At 58.6% G+C, this 18,700-nt stretch carries 15 protein-coding genes and 2 pseudogenes; 5 read left to right on the forward strand and 12 right to left on the reverse strand.

The features are described 5' to 3' along the window. Nucleotides 1-6: 6 nt before the first annotated feature. The 12 genes and pseudogenes from CCR84_RS02350 to CCR84_RS16385 all read right to left on the reverse strand — a co-directional run. On the reverse strand, nucleotides 7-567 hold the full coding sequence (locus CCR84_RS02350; RefSeq protein ID WP_201209330.1) for a sugar transferase: 561 nt from the start codon (nucleotides 565-567) through the stop codon (nucleotides 7-9). Beyond that, on the reverse strand, nucleotides 564-1,712 hold the full coding sequence (locus tag CCR84_RS02355; protein ID WP_201209331.1) for a glycosyltransferase: 1,149 nt from the start codon (nucleotides 1,710-1,712) through the stop codon (nucleotides 564-566). Before CCR84_RS02355 ends, CCR84_RS02350 begins: the two co-directional genes overlap by 4 nt. Next, a complete protein-coding gene (locus CCR84_RS02360) occupies nucleotides 1,709-2,509 on the reverse strand; it encodes a glycosyltransferase family 2 protein (protein WP_201209332.1) in 801 nt (266 codons plus the stop codon). The genes CCR84_RS02355 and CCR84_RS02360 overlap by 4 nt, the downstream gene beginning before the upstream one ends. After that, the gene (locus CCR84_RS02365) at nucleotides 2,502-3,764 is read right to left on the reverse strand and encodes an O-antigen ligase family protein (protein ID WP_201209333.1); all 1,263 of its coding nucleotides are present in this window, start codon (nucleotides 3,762-3,764) and stop codon (nucleotides 2,502-2,504) included. Before CCR84_RS02365 ends, CCR84_RS02360 begins: the two co-directional genes overlap by 8 nt. After that, nucleotides 3,761-4,873 (reverse strand): glycosyltransferase family 4 protein, encoded by a 1,113-nt coding sequence (locus CCR84_RS02370; RefSeq protein WP_201209334.1) that lies wholly within the window; start codon nucleotides 4,871-4,873, stop codon nucleotides 3,761-3,763. Before CCR84_RS02370 ends, CCR84_RS02365 begins: the two co-directional genes overlap by 4 nt. A 7-nt stretch (nucleotides 4,874-4,880) precedes the next feature. Then, on the reverse strand, nucleotides 4,881-6,386 hold the full coding sequence (locus tag CCR84_RS02375; RefSeq protein WP_201209335.1) for a lipid II flippase MurJ: 1,506 nt from the start codon (nucleotides 6,384-6,386) through the stop codon (nucleotides 4,881-4,883). A gap of 4 nt (nucleotides 6,387-6,390) precedes the next feature. Continuing rightward, on the reverse strand, nucleotides 6,391-6,636 hold the full coding sequence (locus CCR84_RS02380) for a class I SAM-dependent methyltransferase (RefSeq protein ID WP_201209336.1): 246 nt from the start codon (nucleotides 6,634-6,636) through the stop codon (nucleotides 6,391-6,393). Next, a complete protein-coding gene (locus CCR84_RS02385; protein ID WP_201209337.1) occupies nucleotides 6,633-7,292 on the reverse strand; it encodes a class I SAM-dependent methyltransferase in 660 nt (219 codons plus the stop codon). Before CCR84_RS02385 ends, CCR84_RS02380 begins: the two co-directional genes overlap by 4 nt. Beyond that, entirely contained in the window at nucleotides 7,240-7,992 is a 753-nt protein-coding gene (locus CCR84_RS02390) for a glycosyltransferase family 2 protein (protein ID WP_201209338.1), read from the reverse strand. Before CCR84_RS02390 ends, CCR84_RS02385 begins: the two co-directional genes overlap by 53 nt. Beyond that, on the reverse strand, nucleotides 7,989-8,954 hold the full coding sequence (locus CCR84_RS02395) for a glycosyltransferase family protein (RefSeq protein ID WP_201209339.1): 966 nt from the start codon (nucleotides 8,952-8,954) through the stop codon (nucleotides 7,989-7,991). Before CCR84_RS02395 ends, CCR84_RS02390 begins: the two co-directional genes overlap by 4 nt. 46 nt (nucleotides 8,955-9,000) lie before the next feature. Continuing rightward, nucleotides 9,001-9,935 (reverse strand): annotated as a pseudogene (locus CCR84_RS02400) (NAD-dependent epimerase/dehydratase family protein). Next, a pseudogene (locus CCR84_RS16385) lies at nucleotides 9,932-10,396 on the reverse strand (ISAs1 family transposase); the annotation flags it as partial. The pseudogenes CCR84_RS16385 and CCR84_RS02400, both read right to left, overlap by 4 nt. A gap of 465 nt (nucleotides 10,397-10,861) precedes the next feature. Between CCR84_RS16385 and CCR84_RS02405 the strand changes: the two are divergent. From CCR84_RS02405 to CCR84_RS02425, 5 genes are all read left to right on the forward strand, one after another. Then, a complete protein-coding gene (locus tag CCR84_RS02405; protein ID WP_201209341.1) occupies nucleotides 10,862-12,706 on the forward strand; it encodes a polysaccharide biosynthesis protein in 1,845 nt (614 codons plus the stop codon). Between the two features lie 226 nt (nucleotides 12,707-12,932). Continuing rightward, a complete protein-coding gene (gene msbA / locus CCR84_RS02410) occupies nucleotides 12,933-14,696 on the forward strand; it encodes a lipid A export permease/ATP-binding protein MsbA (RefSeq protein ID WP_201209342.1) in 1,764 nt (587 codons plus the stop codon). 8 nt (nucleotides 14,697-14,704) lie between these two features. Next, nucleotides 14,705-15,601: a hypothetical protein gene (locus CCR84_RS02415; protein WP_201209343.1), complete on the forward strand. Its 897-nt coding sequence runs from the start codon at nucleotides 14,705-14,707 to the stop codon at nucleotides 15,599-15,601. Between the two features lie 41 nt (nucleotides 15,602-15,642). Continuing rightward, entirely contained in the window at nucleotides 15,643-17,676 is a 2,034-nt protein-coding gene (locus CCR84_RS02420) for an acyltransferase family protein (protein ID WP_201209344.1), read from the forward strand. After that, nucleotides 17,666-18,700 carry a glycosyltransferase family protein gene (locus CCR84_RS02425; RefSeq protein ID WP_201209345.1) on the forward strand — a complete coding sequence of 345 codons (1,035 nt, stop codon included), beginning with the start codon at nucleotides 17,666-17,668 and terminating at the stop codon, nucleotides 18,698-18,700. Before CCR84_RS02420 ends, CCR84_RS02425 begins: the two co-directional genes overlap by 11 nt.

Genomic DNA, 18,700 nt, shown 5'->3' on the forward strand with positions numbered 1-18,700 from the left:
TTCTCTTCAATGAGACACTCCGTCCTTGGCCAGTACTTTCACCGCCGTCATCCAAAGTATCTTCAGATCAAATAGTAATGAACGCCGCTGGAGATACTCTGCGTCGAACTGCACCTTTTGCGGAATGGGTAATTCATCGCGACCATTTACCTGGGCCCACCCCGTCAAGCCAGGAAGCAGTTCATGAACACCCTTCTCCGTTCGCAGGGCGATCAGGTCCGCTTGGTTGAATAGGGCGGGCCTAGGCCCTACAAAGCTCATGTCGCCCTTGAGGATGCTCCACAATTGTGGCAATTCATCCAAGCTGGATTTGCGCAGAAACGAACCAATCGGCGTCAGCCATTGCTCCGGGTTCTGTAGCAAGTGGGTGGCCACGGCAGGTGTGTCGATGCGCATGCTGCGGAACTTGGGCATCCGAAAGATACGGTTGTTCGCGCCAACGCGGTCAGACCAGTAGATGACAGGCCCCGCGGACGTCAACCGTACCAAAATCGCGAGTAGCAGGAACGGGATTGCGAGCAATACCGCTGCGACCATCCCGAGAGTCAGATCAAACAACCTTTTCACGATGACAAAAGCCGTCGAAAGAAATCCACATAACCAGCAACAACCTTTCCTTGACTGAACTCCACCTCAACCCTGACGCGCCCAGCGCGAGCCATTCGTTCTCTTAGCGAAGCATCCGTCGACATCTTGGTAATGGCTTCCGCCAGCGCTGAAACGTCGCCAGCACTAACCAGGACGCCCGTTTCATTATCGACGATTGTGTCAGCGATCCCATAAATCAGCGTGCCGATAGAAGGGATGCCGACGGCTGCTGCCTCGATGATAACCATCGCAAATCCCTCTCTGTAACTTGGTAGGCAGAGGAAATCCGCAGCTGCGAGGTAACGCTCCGGGGCATGGGTGAATCCATCGATCAACATGCGCTTCGACACTTCGCCGGCAACACCTTGGCGAAGTTGCTCTCCAACTCCCTCTTCGTCCGGACCCGCCAGAATCAGCCAGAGTTTAGGATTTGCCGCTCCCGACAACGAGAATGCGCGAGCCAAGTCAAAGACACCCTTGTCGGCTGTCAGACGACCGAGAAAGAGGCACAGGATCGCGTCGTCAGGAATGCCACGCTCGCTCCGGAACTCCCGCTGCACCAGCGGATTGGGGCGAAATCGCTCCAGATCCACGCCCGAAATCGACCCTGAACCGAGCACTTCTACACGACCAACCTTTACCACCCCCTGTTCTTCGAGAAATCGTCTTTCGCTCCGGCCCACGGCCATGATATGCGTAGCCGACGTGGCAGTAATGCGGTCCATCGCTTTGAGGAAAACGCGCATCAAGCCAGTTCTAGACGCCCAGACCTCGCCCTGAAATATATGAACACGATATTCCACACCAGCAAACGCCGCAGCCAGCATTCCAAGCAAGCCTGCCTTGGGCGCCACCGATACCACGATATCAAAATGCTCTCTCCGGAACAGTCTCGACAACTCGAGCAAAGTATGTAAGTCACGCAGTGGCGAAATCTTGCGTTTCATCCCGATAGCAATTTGACGCACCGGCAGCTCCAGCGGAGGCAGATATGCGTCGTTGCTTGGGTTGCACACCAGCGTTACATCGAATTCCCGGGATAACTCGACGAGATGAGGCTGCAAGAAAAAATAAATGGTAAGCGGCGTAGCAGCGACTACGCACATTTTCGGCTTTGCAGTCACCGGAGCCCCCGCATGAGCCACAAGCGTCGCAGGAACTTCGCGAAGGACCAAGTAGCCGAGAAGGCAAACATCAACCAACCAATTCTGCCCAAGTTGTACATGGTCCGCAAAGCAGAAATTTCCCCTTTTTCATGCATACGAAGATCCCCGCTCAAACCGCCGGGACTAAATTCCGGACGGAAACAATAAGCCAAGTACGATTCCAAGCGATAAGCAGGATGTCCAGCCAAAATAATCTCTAGCCAAAGCTGATAGTCCTCAGAATATTTTCTTGCGCAGAAACGAAATGGCAATTCCCTCCGCAGCATAACCGACCGCGTCGCTAGGTGATTCGAAATCAGCATTTGCATAGGCGACAGCCGAATAGCGACTGTTGCATCTTTCACTGGAAAGTCGATCCGACCAGCAGAAAATTGCGAAAGATGGCCGCACAGAACCGCTTCTGGATGAGATCTGAGCCAAGTCCATTGAATTTCCAGCTTGCGCGGATGCCAAGCATCATCAGCATCCAGAAACGCGAGCCACGGGCTACTAGCTGCCTCCCAGCCAGCATTACGAGCCAGTCCTGGCCCACCGTTGATTGACATCGCAAGCACCTTCACAGTGGGCGCATACTTCTTCTCAAGACGGTGTAGGAGAGCAAGCGTGTCATCTCCGCTTGCATCGTCAACCAGTATGATCTCAGCAGGGGGCAGCGTCTGATTCAACACCGAATCAAGCGCACGCTCCACCATCCCACTACATCGATAGCATGGAATAATGACGCTGACCGGGGCAGAGCAAGTGGCTTCAGGCATGACTTGACGCAATTTCGTGAGAAGGAGAGCGAGTTGAGGAAAGCCTTGCAGCAGATTCATATCGATACAGAATCATCGCGACAAGCATGAACATGGCGAGTGGTTCCGGGCGCGGGTCGCCCACCATTCCTGCGATCAAAAAGTAGCCAGCGAACGAAATGCCCCCTCCAACCGCCAACCTTTTCAGTCTCGCATCGTGATGCTTACGGAAACGCCAGAACAGCCTACCGAGTTCAGCGAATAGCCAACTCAAAGTCGCCAGAGCAGCCAATCCACCAGCTAGAAAAGCTTGCAGGAAAACATTATGTGGTCCAGCCAGCAAAGGAGTGGCTTGACCAGAAAACTGGGGAGGCACCACGACTTCACTGCCATAGCCGTGACCGATCAAGAAAGAAAAAAAAGAGTCCTCGCTCATCTGTATGGCAGGCAGCCAATGCCCATTTATGCGATTGTTATCACTAAGACCTCTTTCAAGGCTAGCCATTCCTGTTTCATGTGGCATCAACGTCAGAGCGATCGCTATGGCAAAACCAAAAATGGCAATATCGACAAAATACCGGGGCTGGCGTGTCAAAATGCCGAGAAAAGCAATTTCGAGCATGATGGTTCCCCACGCAGTACGCGAACCTGTCCAAGCAGCCAGCAGAAAAAATACTAACAGCCCGACATTGAGTGCTACCTTTCGCCATCCCATCAGAGTATCTCGAAAGAGGATGAGAAATGGCAGAAAAAGGATAAAACCCGTGGCGCGCCAGCGATGGGAAAAGTCGCTGGCAAACTGCCCACTGGTCGCCAAATCGGTGATGTGATGGGCTACATCCGTGGCGGCAAGAAGTCCTCCGCTCCACACCAGAGCAAGAAGCACCCGACGTTCAACGCCCTCCGGCCACGTCATTCTTCCTGCGAGAACAGCGATGAGCACGGGGCTGACCACCGCCAGCAGCAACTCCCTGACCCCAGTTTCCCAAGACGGAGAAATCAGACTCGCTACCAGCAGAGACAGCATGTAGCCGGCAAGTGCCAGCCACATGCCAAGCGGCAGCAGGGTGGCAAATCTCCGCACCATGTTTGAGTCGCGGCGGACAACAACCAGCCAGTACACCGATAACAACAGGGGGAACCAGAACACGAATCGCCGGAAGTAGTGGCTAACAAGTAGGCAGCTAAGTACAAGGAAAATGAACGTAACTACAGCGGCAGGTCTGCCACTGAAAAATGCCCAGCCTCTTGAAAAGAATGTAGCGAGGGAATTCATGGTTTCGCCTCCGTGAAGCGATCCATCGCGCACAGAAAAGCGTCCCTGACAGCAACCGTCTGAAAACGCATCTCCTTCACCGGATGGCGGCGGCCTTGCGACAGAGCCGCTGCCGTCGCCTGACACATGGAGTCAACGCAGTATGGATCAAAATAATGGGCGTAGTCACCGGCCACCTCGCGCATCACCGGCAAATCTGAGCATGCCAATGGCGTTCCTGTATCCATGGCCTCCAAGCAGACCCGCCCGAAACCTTCGCAGAGGGAAGGATAGATCACAGCATCGACAGCGGAGTAAGCTAAGCGAAGATCAGCGTCATCTAGCCTACCGGTGAACACGATCCGTTGACTCAGCACGTTCGGCAGTCCGGCTATGGCCGCGCTCCAGCGGGCATTGTTTTCCCCAGTCACAAGAAGGAAGAGATCATCATAACTCTGTGCAAGTTTGGCGAACACCTGCACTAGGCGCATCATATTTTTACGGTACTCGGCCCCCCCAGGGTAAAACAGCAGACGACCGTGCAGGCCGAAACGTGCTCGAAAATCAATGGTTCCTTCCGCTCCATGATCACCATCGAACGCAGCAGGAGGGGCGTTGTAAACTACTCCCACCCGATCCGGAGGCACGCCGTAGCGCTCAATAAGCTTGCTGCGGCTGGTTTCTGAAACGGTGAGTACGAAAGCCGCCTGCCTCAGGTTGCGCCGCAGCAATGTGAGATAATAAGCACGGATGCGGCGAGGGTAGACGGATTCCAGTTCATCCAAGCACAAGTCATGCACGCTGATAACGCTCGGCACGCCCTTGGGGATACGGACGTCATGATATGGACTCATGACAAAGTCCGGGCGCAGCCGCCTAACGACGCGGGGAAACAGCACATTGTCGTACCACGGATGTCGGAACGAGCGAGGAAGCCATTCGGGCCAAGTTAGACTCACATGCTCCCAATTGCTGCACTCGGGAAGAAAAGCAGTATCGAAAGACGGACCGACCAATAGAAAGCGGGCATCCGGCCGATCTACGATCCAAGCCGCAAGCAGTGGCGCAAACCAATGTGAGATGCCGCCTCCATAGAGGGCGAGGTTCTTTGTGTCAACGAGGATAAGCATGGCTAGACTATCGCCGAAAAAAAGGAGGAAGACCGCGCATCAGGCCGAAAATCCAAGCAAAGGCACCAAATAGCGCGCTGAAAACTAAGGCGCGCATGGCGATGTCCGCCACCAAGGCGATCATGCCATGCTGGGCTACCGGTATCGCTTGGGTGGTGATTCCAGAAAGGGCCAAAGCGACAAACCAACGCGACAGCCACCAGAGCGCGCGGCCGGGAGCGCCGGCAAAATGGCCGCAGGCTCGCGCCAAGAATATCGCCTGAATCGCAAGGCCAGCCGAGTTAGCTAGCAACCAATGAGAAAGAGCCAAGGCTGGGCTGTTTAGGAACTGCCCCATAGCCAAGATGGTGGTGCCGACAAAAGTTGTAGTAAACCCGGCGACCACAATGCCGCGCGCAGCTCCGATAGAAATCAGGGCCCGACCCATGATCATGTTTATCGAAATCGGCACAGCAGCAAATACTGCCATCCGTAACGCGTCTGAGGTAAGAGTGACTGCCGACGCATCAAAAGCGCCGCGTGCGAAGATCAATGTGATCAATGCTGTAGAATTAAGCCAAGTCAATGCACACAAGCAACCCAATACCAAGAAGGTAAACTGTGACAGCGTGGAAAGATCCGCATAGAGGCTGTTCCGATCTTCCGCTGCGACCTGTGCCATGAAGCGTGGCCAAAAGACATTTGCGAGGACGACACCAACCAAGGTAATGAGTACGTTGGTCAAGGAGACGGCGTACTGGAAGGATGACACCAAACCAGCCACAAAGGTGATCAGGGTATGCTTCTCGAACACAGCGTAAGCTTGGCTCGCAGCGTAGGTGGCAAGCAGCGCCCCGCTGACTGCGAAGAAGCGCTCACCCAGCGCACGCGGCCACGACAGCTTGAAGGTCAAACCATGGCTGCGCAGAGCGACGATCTGTACCAGTACAGTAGTCACTTGTGCAGCGATGAAGCTCAAAGGCAAGACATGTGACTGCAAGAAGTTGGCAAACAACGCCAGCACCGTCAAAGTGGAGGCTGCCCCTAGCAAGCGGGCGAGAGACTGCAGGACCAGCCGATCGTAAGCGGCCAAAATCGCGTTGAGAGTTTCCGACACCGCCAGCAGCAGGACTGCCGGCGCCAGCCAGTAAAGCTGGCCCACCACCAAGGTGCGCACACGTAGCTGACTCTCGCTCACCGCCAAAACCGTCAGTGGTTCAGCCAGCCACCAGCCCACCAGCCCACCAACACTGGCAACCAAGAGAATCAAGGTCATCGCGGGAGAAAAATAAGCGGAGGCCGCTTCCCTCCCTTGCTGCAGACGCCGGTGTAACTCCGGCACCAACCCTTCGCGTAGCGGGGCGAGTGGAAAAGCCAACAGATTCATCAGAGCAAAGGCTCCCCAGTAGGCGTCCAACTCGGCCGAAGCACCGAAATGGTAGGAAATGAAGAACAAGCTCGCAAAACTCGCCAGAAAGCTAAGGCCATACAGCCCCAAAGACCAAGCCAAATCCTTTCTTAGGGTTGATGCCACTGCTTCACCGTAAAAAATGAGCAAAGGCGCGGGCATGCTCGAAGACATACACCCCGACTAACTCGGCCGCGGGATTCAGTTCCACTCCGCAGACCTGCTCGGCGCCGCACGCCAGCAGGCCGCGGCCAAGGCCGCCGAAAGCGCAGCCAACGTCGAGGACTCGCGCACAATGCGGCGGTACCAGCGCGGCGACTTCGGCGCACTGCCCGGAGAAATATTCCTCGCCCAGCCCAAGACCTTCCTTTGTCATGAAGTGCTGCGACTGAAGAGAAACAGGTTGCGATCCCACTGGTCGGGCGCCCCCGGCCGGTGCTGCCTGTAGAGTTCGCGCAGGCGCCGGGTTCGTTCCTCCTCGAAATGACAGCCCTGTCGCTGCATGAAGGCAATCCATGCACGGTCGGACTTGAGATTGATGTGTCCGGGGATTCCGCGTGTGCGACTAATGTTGAACAGTAACTCGGGAATCCCGCAGACAGTGCCCAGCAACCGGACGATCTCGTCGTCGCGCATGTGCTCGAGGACGTCGAAGGCGAGCAGCAGGTCGAAGCTGCGCGTCAATGCATCGTCGAGGCTGGCCACGTAGCGCTGTGGGTGCTGCCCGAAATGCCGAAGGTAGAGCGCGCGCGCCTCTGCAGAATAATCACAGCCGATGTAATCGAGGCCGCGTGCGGCCATCTTGTCGATCATGATCCCGGGGCCGCAGCCGAAGTCGAGCACCGCGCGCCACCCGGGCTCGCTTTCGATGAGCGCTGCAAGGACCTCGTCCAGCATCGCCCATTCGCGGAACCATGCGTCGCCGAAAAATTCGTCGCCATAGACGACCGGTTTCCGGAACAACCGGCGGATCAGTCTTTCAAGCATGGTCGGGGAGCCATTTACTGATGAAGTAGGCCTTGTTGCGCTCATGCAACTCCTGGGTATCGATTTCCTTGCCCAGATAGGCAACACGGCTGCGGTAGCTACTGACCCCGTGGTGATGATGGTGCTTGATGTTGAGGCCGGGGACGACGAGGCACTTCCAGCCGTAACTGCGCAGGGCGAAACTCATGTCGATTTCCTCGAAGCCGGCTGGCGAGTAGGCTGGATCGAAACCGCCGACCTTGCGGAAGGCGCTCGCACGCAGCATGAACAGGAAGCCGGATATCGCGTGCGCCTCCTCGATCGCATTTTCGCCGACATAACGCAGGTGCTCGGCCCCGTTCCACAGCGCGCCCATCGGTCCGACTTGTGCAACCTCCACGCTGCCCGCGAGGATCGCGAACAAACGCTCAATGCCGCCCCTGCCGACCTCGACATCATCATTTACGAAGCACAGCGCCTCACTCTCTGCCATTTCCGCGCCCATATTCCACGAACGCGCAACACCAACATTCATATTATTGAGACAATATTTGTCGATATGCGGATGCAAAGAGACAAAGTCGACAAGTTCTTTATCTTGGGCGTTGCACACCACGATCACCTCATGTGGCAAGGTGACATTTTCGTGTAGGTCACGCAACACATCTGGCAAGGCATAACGTGGAATAAAAAATCGAGCCTTGTTGAGAGGCCGCTTTAGGTGCAGCACTGGGATGATGAAGCTGATTTTGGGTAATTCGGTCATGATCGGAGTTGTTCAATGGCGGCCCAGAATTCGTCGCCGGCGCGGGCGAAGTTAGCTGGGTTACCGATATCAAATGGGAAGGAGGTGGCGCCCACGTTCTGGTTGGTGATAAGTTTGCAGCCGCACAGCGCCGCCTCGGTCACTACGCGGCCCTGCGGTTCGGGCCAGCGCGGCAGGAAGACGAAGTGCCGGGCCCGGTTCATGAAATTCGGTATTTCGCTGTAGGGCACGCTGCCGTGGTAGGTCCCGAAGTCAAGCTTCTCGCCGGGGGCGATCTTGCCGACGAAATGGATATCGGCATCGTGGAAGCGTTCGCGCATGGTAGACAGGCCCTTGGCTTCGCCGATGAGGCCGACGAAGAGGTAGTCCATGTCCCGCACCAGCCCCCGGTCGCAAAAGGCTGTGTTGTCGATCATGGGCTTAAGGACGAAGGAGGCCCGCCCCCGGGCTTCACCCAAGATGCCTTCGATGGTGCGCTGATGCAAGGGCGATACATAGATGTTGAGCGCAGACCGAGAAAACAGATTGCGCACCAGCGGGTTCTGCGCAAAGCACTGCACCCCAAAATCACGCAAGGCCAAGTTGTGCACCAGGCGCAGCGGCGACTTGTGCGCGCACTGCGCTTGCGCTTGGCCGGAACACGGCAAGTGTCCTAGGTTGCAAACGTCCGTATAGGCGTTGCTCATGTGGATAAAAAGGCGATTGGCGGCGATGTCTTCCAGCAGCGCGGGGGGGAAGCACAGCCAAGCGCCGCGACTCTTGAGCGTCTGCGGGAAATTGAACACATCCACCAGCCAGTACAGGTCGGCCGGACCGTCGCTCTCGTCAACGCGAGGCCGCACCGAGCGCAGGCGAATAGTATGACCACGGCGACGCCCCTCCTCGATCAAAGCGCGAGTGACCATTTCCCCGCCGCCGCCGTACTTGAGGGGGCTGAAGTAGGAGAGACAGTCGATCTTCATCAGTCCTCGTTTGCGAGCAGTTGGTCAAAGTAGGCGATGTTATTCTTCAGGCTTTCCTCCAGCGGCGCCTGGGGCGCGCAGCCGCGCAAGTGCTGCCAGGCGCCGCTGATGTCAGGCTGGCGCTGCATGGGGTCATCGGCCTGTAGCGGCCTGAACACCAAGCGGGAGGGGCGCTAGTCATGGCGATTACCTCCTCGTTCAGTTGGCGGATTGTGAATCCGCCGGGATTGTCCAGATTGATGGTGCCGGGAAAGCTTGGCGCGCCGTCGGCCCCACGGGGGATGTCCACGAAACGGAAGAAGCCCTCGATCAGGTCGTTCTCATAGCAGAAGCTACGGGTCTGCAGACCTTCGCCGCAGATGGCGAAGTCATTCCCGTGCAGGGCTTGCACGATAAAGTTGCTCACCACCCGGCCACCGTTGGAATGCATTCGCGGAACGTGGGCGTTGAAAATACGCGCGACTCGGATGTCGGAGCCGTGCTGCCGATGGTAACCAAAAAACAGCGTCTCGGCGTAGCGCTTGCCTCCGTAGTGGCAGCTACGCAGTCCAATGGGATTGACGGTGCCCCAGTAGGATTCCGTCTGGGGGTGGACGGACGCGACGCCATACACCTCGCTGGTGCTAGCCTGGAATATGCGAGCCTTGAGACGCTTGGCCAGACCCAGCATGTTGATGGCGCCGTCCACGCTGATCTCGGTAGTCTGCACGGGGTCATGTTGCTAGTCACAGGGCTAGCGACGCGGGCCAAATTGTAGATCTGGTCAGCCTCAATGTAGAAGGGGAAGGTGACATCGTGTCGGATGAATTCGAAGCGGGGATGGTTCAGAAGATGCTCGATGTTTAGCTTGGTGCCGTTAAAGAGGTTGTCGGCGCACACCACTTCATCGCCGCGATCCAGCAGGCTGTCGATGAGGCGAGAACCGAGGAAGCAAGATCCACCCGTAAAGAAGAGGCGCTTGCGAGGATTGTAATTTCTCATACCTTAGTTTTGACAAAAGAGGTCGAGGGCATATATATCTCCCAAACAATACTCTTACGCTTCAAACGCAGACTCGCCTTTCTCGTATCATCTTGTTGAAGTGAACGATATTCAGGGTCATCTTACAAAGCAGCGACAGATTCTGCGGCGCGTGGTCCCTGCGCAGCGTGCCAGCATCTTCGCTGAAGCTGACGTCCAGCGTCCAATGTAGGCGATTTTCCACCGCCCAGTGCTCAGGCTGAGCGCCTCGACGCTCAGCGTGCGCGAACTGATATAGTAACAACGATCAAGCCCGGATTCATTGTCGTCGCCAATCCGGATCGAGTCGATACGGCCGAACGTCGCGCATTTCGGCCACTCGGCCAGATCAATGTCCCCTTGGCAGGCAGCACCGAAGCGATCTGGCTGACTGTGCGTCCGTGCGAGCGCTCGACCAGAGCGTTACGGCACGCTGAATCGATGACAAACGCATAACACGAACGACTCGCTCCTAGCATCGGGGTCGCCCGAGCAAGTATCTCGGAATTTTGCTCAAATCTCACGGGCAGAAACTATGGCTACGTCCTGAGCGTGGAGGGTCACGGATTCAGGTTACTGTAAATGAGACGAGCGCCACCCGTGAGCAGAATCACGCTCATCGCCTACAAGTCGGTCAATGATAGGTCATCGGCTATTTATTGTAAATACGACTAAAGTCATAGGCCCCTGCAATGACCTCCGCAAACTCAGTAAGCCATCAGCAAAACACTCTTGGTATTTTATGCCAAAAATTGCGACTGAAAAATCTAAAAATCATTAAGTAACAATCGCTTGCGCTCAGCCCATGGCTTCTGGCCATTTCCTGCGAGTCGATGCGCTCTTATGAGGTGATAGAATGATGACACAAGCTGAATAACATATTCGCGTCGTCACGAGCTGTAACACAGATGAAAAAATCGATGCGCCTGCCACTCGTCATTCTCTTCGACCTTCTTGCTGCCATCCTTGCATGGAGCTGCGGCTTCCTGATCCGCTTCAACTTCGACTGGCCTGCCGAGTACGTGCCCAAGATGCTGCTCGGATTGGCGGTGTTGCTGCCTGCACAAGGGATCGCCTGTCGCTGGGCGGGGCTGTATCGCGGCATGTGGGTCTTTGCCAGTCTCCCTGATTTGAAGCGTGTGCTGAAGGCGGTGGCGGTTTCGACGGCAGTCTTGGTCGCCCTCACGGCTCTGGACCGGAGCAGCGAGCTTGCGATTCCCCGCTCGCTGCTAGTCCTCTATCCCCTGCTTCTGCTGGTGATGATGGGCGGCGGACGGGCGGCGGGGCGGATGTGGAAGGAACATCGTCTCTATGGCGGCCTGATCGGCGCTGGCAAGCCGGTGGTGGTGGCGGGCGCCGGCACCGGCGGTGCGATGCTGGTGCGCGAACTCGAACGCAGCCCGGACTGGCGCGTGGTGGCGCTGGTCGATGACGACCGGGCGAAATGGGGGCTGGAACTCCATGGACATCCGGTCGTGGGCGGAGTGGACTTGTTGCCGCAAGTGCTCGAGGACTACACGTCGAAGCACGTGATTCTGGCGATGCCTTCGGCAGCTCGGGAGACCCTGGCTCGTGCCACCGACATCGCCACGCGTGCCGGCGCTCACGTGTTCACTGTTCCCGGCCTCGAAGATTTGATGAATGGCCACGTTGCGATCAACACCATGCGGCCGGTCGAAATCGAGGATCTGCTCGGGCGCGAGCCGGTACAGATCGACGGCGAGCACGTGCAGGCGATGCTCACAGGCAAGACAGTGTTGATCACCGGCGCAGGCGGTTCGATCGGTAGCGAGCTTTGCCGTCAGATCGCCCGCTTTGCTCCGGCGCGGCTGGTGCTGGTCGAGGCCTGCGAGTTTGCGCTGTATACAATCGAGCAATGGCTCAAGCAACATCGGCCTGAACTCGCGGTGGTGCCACTTGCCGGGGACGTGAAGGATGCACTGCGGCTCGAAGAGATCTTCGGCACCTGGAAGCCGCACTTGGTGTTCCACGCCGCGGCCTACAAGCACGTGCCGCTGATGGAAGTCGGCAACGCCTGGCAGGCGGTGCGCAACAACGTGCTCGGGACGCTGAACGTCGCCGAGCACACCTTGCGCCACGGCGCCGAGCGTTTCGTGCTGATCTCCACCGACAAGGCGGTGAACCCGACCAACGTGATGGGAGCGACGAAACGGCTGGCCGAGATGTGCTGCGAGGCGCTGCATTCGTCGCGCAGCGACACGTCTTCCACGCAGTTCGAGATGGTCCGCTTCGGCAACGTGCTCGGCAGCACCGGCAGCGTCATCCCGAAGTTCGCCGAGCAGATCGCGCGCGGCGGGCCGGTGACGGTGACGCATCCGGAGATCAACCGCTACTTCATGTCGATTCCCGAGGCGGCGCAACTGGTGCTGCAGGCGGCGACGATGGGCCAAGGCGGCGAGGTGTTCGTCCTCGACATGGGCGAGCCGGTGAAGATCGTCGATCTCGCGCGCAACATGATCCGCTTGTCCGGCTACAGCGAGGACGAGATCCGCATCGAATTCACCGGCCTGCGTCCGGGCGAGAAACTGTACGAGGAACTCCTCGCCGACGCCGAGCAGACTCGCGAAACCCCGCATCCCAAGCTGCGCATCGCACGCTCGCGGCCGGTGGCGGAGAGCTTCCTCGACGAACTTCGGCTATGGCTTGCGCAGCCGGGGCCAGTAGCGGATGAGGATGTGCGAACCGGTCTGCAGCGCTGGGTGCCGGAGTATGAGCCGGCGAGGCACTCTTAGGGTCATTGCGCGCCTGACGATCGTGGCGAGTTCCGGCCCTCCTTGCTGAGAAACGCGCTCGTTCGCGGCTGCCGCCGCTCCCACCAGAAGCTCCCACCAGAAGCTCCCACCAGAAGCTCCTACCAAAAGATCACACCGGGAGCTCACACTGCAGCGGAAGCTGAACAGTCCTTCGGCAACGGAGACCGGGTCAGCGCAGGTGGGGGCTTGTATAATTGTGGGTTCAATGACGCCCAGCCAAACACCCCAGCTCAACAGTACGCAGATCTATCTGCGCCTGTTGAATCATGTCCGGCCCTACTGGCTGGCCTTCGTCGCCGCCATCGTCTGCATGGGCCTATCTTCGGTCGTCGAACCGGTTTTTCCGGCGCTGATGAAGGGGATGCTCGACAACGGCTTTGCCACGGCCAAGGACAGTTGGGACTGGCTGCTCTACCCGGCGGCAATCGTCGGCGTCTTTCTCGCACGCGCGCTCCTTGGTTTCATCGGCGATTACGCGATGAGCTGGGTCGCGTACAACGTCATCACCGAGTTGCGGCAGGTGATGTTCGAGCGCATCGTCAACCTGCCGGTCAGCTATTACAGCGAACATGTTTCCGGCCGCCTGATGTCGCGGGTGGCTTACGACGTCAATGGCGTCGCCGGCGCGGCCACGGGGGCGCTGACGACGCTGGTCAAGGACAGTCTTTCGGTGATCGGCCTGCTCGGCTGGCTGCTCTATCTCAACTGGAAGCTGACGCTGGTCGCCTTCGCGATGGTGCCGTTCATCGCGCTCGCCGTCAGAGCTTTCAGCGGACGTCTTCGGCGCGTTTCACGCGGCATCCAGGCCTCGCAGGGGACGATCACGCAGGTGCTGCAGGAGGCGATCGAGGGGCACAAGGTCGTCAAGATCTTCGGCGGCCAGCAATACGAATGCGATCGCTTCAGGGGCGTGATCCAGGAACAGCGCCGCTTGAACATGCGCGCCTCCATCGCCGCGGCTGCGCAGGGGCCGATCGTCCAGTTTTTTGCGGCGATTGCGCTGGCGACGATCATGGCGATCGCGTTGAAGCAGGCAGCCAGCGACCAGACCACGGTCGGCGGCTTCGTTTCCTTCATAACCGCGATGCTGATGCTGCTGGCGCCGGTCAAGCGCCTCACCGATGTCAACGCAACGATCCAGCGCGGCCTGGCTGCTGCCGAGAGTGTCTTCTCCGTGATGGACGAGGCCTCCGAGCCCGACAGCGGTACGGTCGAGATCGGCCGCGCCAAAGGTCTGGTCGAATTCGCGAATGTGTCCTTCGCCTATCCCGGAGCCGAACGCAGTGCGCTCAAGCTGGTGAGTTTCACCGCCGAACCCGGCGAGAGCATCGCGCTGGTCGGCCAGTCGGGCAGCGGCAAGACGACCATCGCCAACCTGTTGCCCCGCTTCTATCAAATCGACGAAGGCGCGATCCGTATCGACGGACACATGATCGAGGACATCCGGCTGGAATGCCTGCGCGACAACATCGCGCTGGTCAGTCAGGAAGTCATGCTCTTCAACGACACGATCGCGGCGAACATTGCCTACGGTGTGAAGAAGGGAGCGAGCATCGAGGAAATCCGTGCAGCAGCACAAGCAGCGCACGCGCTGGAGTTCATCGAAACGCTGCCGGAAGGCTTCGCCACGCAGATCGGTGAGAAAGGACTCAAGCTGTCCGGCGGTCAGCGCCAGCGTCTGGCGATCGCCCGTGCCCTCCTCAAGAATGCCCCCATCCTGATCCTCGATGAGGCCACCTCGGCGCTCGACACCGAGTCGGAGCGCCATGTCCAGGCGGCACTGGAAACGCTGATGAAGGGGCGCACGACGATCGTGATCGCGCACCGGCTGTCGACGATCGAAAGCGCTGACCGGATTCTCGTCCTGAGGGGCGGGGAGATCGTGGAGTCAGGCACGCACGGCGAACTGCTCTCCAGAAACGGGGCCTATGCCCAACTGCATCACCTCCAAGTCGCCGAGGCTGCTTGATTTCGCCAATGGCCGATCGTCCCCCCTGTTACCGCCTGGCCTACCTGACCGCCAACGATGGCAGGGATTTCAGTATCGACTATCTGAATTTCCGCAACATGGCGCGGCGTCACCCCGGAGTGGAGCACGTCGAGATAACGATCGCGATCAGCCGCGTCCGCCCCGTTTCCAGAGCCAATCTCCGGCAAATCGACGCGCTGGTACGCCTGGCCGAAGCTTCGCCGTGGCTGAGCGTGCGCACGGTGATCTGGAAAGGCAATGTCGGCAGGGATTTCAGTTCGGCTCAAGCCTGTTTGCAGTCGATGGCGGAGGTCGCCGCGCCCACCGACTACGTGATGCTGCGCAACCGTAGCGCTTACGGACCACTCTGCGATGACTGGTACAGTGCGTATGTCGCGCAGTACGAGAAGCATCCCGATACGGGATTGGTCGGCAGCACGATCAGCCTCGTCGGCCCGCCTTGGCACGTCACGACCGACGATGTCCGGCATGTACAGACCTACGTCTATCTCAGCGAGTGGCGACATCTTGCGCCGCTGATCGACGAATTTCCCGGCTGCCGGTGCAAGGACAACCCGTCGGCGATCGTCGACGGTGAACTTGGACTGAATCAGCGGATCATGGCAGCCGGCCTAGGAATTTCCTGCCTGCACTGGCCTGAGCATCTTTTCAGGGCCGGCAGCGTCGACGATCCATCGCTGCCCCGCCGAGACATCAAGAGCGAGCTTTCCGGCCTGCCATTCCTCTACAAATTCCCGACCTATCGTCGGAGCCGGGGGCCTTTCTGGCGTCGCCTGGCGTGGGTGAGTTCGCTTGCGCTCGGTGGTCTGGTACGCCCTGCGCTCTGGCGCGCGCAGCCCTCGCAGCCAGGAGTGCGCTATCTCAAGCTTGGCGATCCGGACTGAATGCGCCTGAGCACGACCTTGCGAGAGGCAGCGGCCAGCCAATGAAGTCACAGCAAACACCAGTTCCCGGCAACGCGGAAGCGCTTAACTATCCGCTTTATCGTCCGGACATCGACGGCTTGCGCGCCATCGCCATCGGCTCGGTGGTGCTGTTCCATGCCTTTCCCACCGCACTTCCCGGCGGCTTCGTCGGCGTCGATATCTTCTTCGTCATATCCGGATTCCTGATCTCAAGCATCATCTTCCGCGGCTTGCAGCAGGGAAATTTCTCGTTCCGCCACTTCTACGCCAACCGGGTCCGCCGCATCTTCCCGGCGCTGGTCGTAGTTCTCTTCAGTGCTTTCATCGCGGGATGGTTCTCGCTGCTGCCCGAGGAGTTTGCCCAACTCGGCAAGCACATCGCCGCGGGTGTCGGCTTTTCTGAAAACTTCATCCTCTGGCGTGAGGCCGGGTATTTCGACCGCGCCTCCGAACTCAAACCACTGATGCACCTCTGGTCACTGGGTATCGAGGAACAGTTCTACTTGGTTTTCCCGCTGCTGGTCTGGCTGCTCTGGCGCTGGCGGGGAAGCATCCTTGGCGTGCTGTTGCTGCTGACCGGCGTGTCGTTTTGTCTCAATCTCTTCTCGATCCATGACAATCCGACGGCCACTTTCTTCCTTCCCCAGTTTCGGGGCTGGGAACTGCTGGCAGGTACGCTGCTCGCGAGCCTCCACCTGCGCCATTTCTTCCGCCAGACGGACCCACCCCGGCAGGGCCGGGGAGACGCCTCCGAATCCTTTTTACCGACACGACGACTGCTCGACCTCGCCTCGCTGGCGGGTCTGGCACTGATCGGCATCGCGCTGGCGTTCATCGGCCCGAACGATCCTTTCCCCGGCTGGCGAGCGCTGCTTCCCGTCGCTGGAGCCGTCCTGCTGATCGCCGCCGGACCGCACGCGCTGGTCAATCGTCATCTGCTCGCTCGTCCTTGGCTAGTATTCATCGGGCTGATCAGCTACCCCCTTTATCTGTGGCACTGGCCCCTGCTGTCCTTTGCCCGCATCATCCAGTTCGAAGGGGTCACGCTCCTCGGTCGTGCGCTGATCGTCGTGGCGAGCATCCTCCTGGCATGGCTGACTTACCGGTTTATCGAAAAGCCGATCCGCTTCGGCAGCAAGCGCCCCTACAAGACGGCTCTGCTGATCGTCGGGGCCGTCCTGATCGGCTACATCGGCTTCAATGACTACCAACGCAACGGTTTGCCTTTCCGGAGTGGCTGGGCGTTTCGCTACCCGACGGTGCTGCAACCGATCATGGTCTTCAAGTTCGACGATGATCGATACTTCCGCTCCGGGACCTGTCACCTGCGCGTCAACGCAGGGCCGGAGGGATTCGCCAAGGAGTGTGCGGCGAACGGCGAAGCTGACAAGCCGGCGCTCTTCCTGTGGGGCGACTCGCACGCCGCGCACTTGTATTCCGGGCTGCGCCAGCACTTCTCCAACCTGCGCCTCGAACAATATACGTCGCCAGGCTGCCAGCCGATCCTGGGTTGGGACGTTCCGGGTTTCCCCCGATGCCTCGAAGTCAACGAGTTCGTCATGGATAGGGTACGCGCACTGAAGCCGGAGACTGTCCTGCTCGCTTCCCGCTGGCTGGGCGTGGGCGAAGCTGAAAAAATCAGGAACACCATTCTCCGCATCCGTGAAGCCGGCGTGCGAGAGGTGCTTGTCGTCGGACCGGTACCGCGATGGGATCCCGATCTGGCAGCCACGCTGCTGAAGCAATACAAGGCAAAGCCATTCAAGCAAATTCCCCAACGGATCAAGGAAGGGCTCGACCGCGAAAAATTCGTCATCGACCGTTCGCTCAGGGAGATTGCGCACGCAAGCGGTGCACGCTACATATCGCCGCTGGCGCTGTTGTGCAATGAGGAAGGCTGCCTGGTCCAGCCGAAGCACGATGACTTTGCCAAGGCAGTCATGGCCTTCGACGACAGCCATCTGACACCGGAAGGCTCACGTTACCTGATGGGCTTGATCAGGCAGCAAGGCCTGCTTGGAAGTACCGAATCGGAGATGCAGCATGGTCGATAGTCAGAGAAACCCGACGCCTGATGGGATAGGCCGTATCGTGGTGATACGCGGCATCTGGAACATTGACCCACTGGTCCTTGGGTTCGAAAAACTCGGCTACGAGGTCTGGGTTGACCCTCCGGACAGCGAGTTGGAGCGCTTGTCGCACGGAGAGGTGGTCGCCTGTCTGAGCAATATCCACACGGACATCAAGCGCCCGTTCCATAGTCTGGCGATCAAGAAGAGGATCAATCGCCTGGGCGCTCCCTTCATCTTCTGGGATCGCGACGGTCCGTCGCATATGGGCGAGAAGGCCTGGCGCATCTGGTTGCTCAAGCACGTCGCCTTCATGGACGCCTATGCCACGCATACCATGCAGGATGCCGGAAAGTTCGCCGACGAGGTGATCTATCTGCCCAACGCCGTCTGGGAAGAACGCTACAACCTTGCCGGTGCAACGCTCGAATCCTTGCGTGATCGGTCGCAATACCGTTACGACGTCTCGTTCTTCGGGCGCATCGATCCCGTGAAATACCCGGAAACAGAGTTACGTGCGAAATTCGTTGCCAGGTTGAAGCCGGCGCTGGAGGCGATGAAGCTGCGCTATTTCTTTGGCGATCACAATACGCCGCTCCAGGCTCAGGTCGAACTGATCCAGACCTCGGTCATCAATCTGAGTTTCTACGCGGGTTGTGACGTGCGCTACCAGGGCGGTTACCACGGCGAACCCTTCAGTTGGGGCTTGCCCGAGCGCTGCTTCGGCGTCCCTGCCTGCGGGGGGTTCCTGCTCAGTGATGAACGGGCACACGCCTTCGACGATTTCGTCGTCGACAGCGAATGGGCATCATTCACCGACTTCGACGATTGCCTCGAAAAAATCCGCTACCACGTCGACAATTTCGATGTCACCCGGCGCATCGCCGAGGCGGCTCATCATCGAGTCATGGCCGAGCATCGCTACGTACATCGCGCCGAGAAGTTGCTTCGCTTCTGCCTCTACTGGAAGCAGAAGCAGGGCCTGATCGAGGTACCGACCGGCCTGTAG

It is taken from the genome of Rhodocyclus purpureus (genome assembly GCF_016653115.1).
GTDB classification, from domain to species: domain Bacteria; phylum Pseudomonadota; class Gammaproteobacteria; order Burkholderiales; family Rhodocyclaceae; genus Rhodocyclus; species Rhodocyclus purpureus.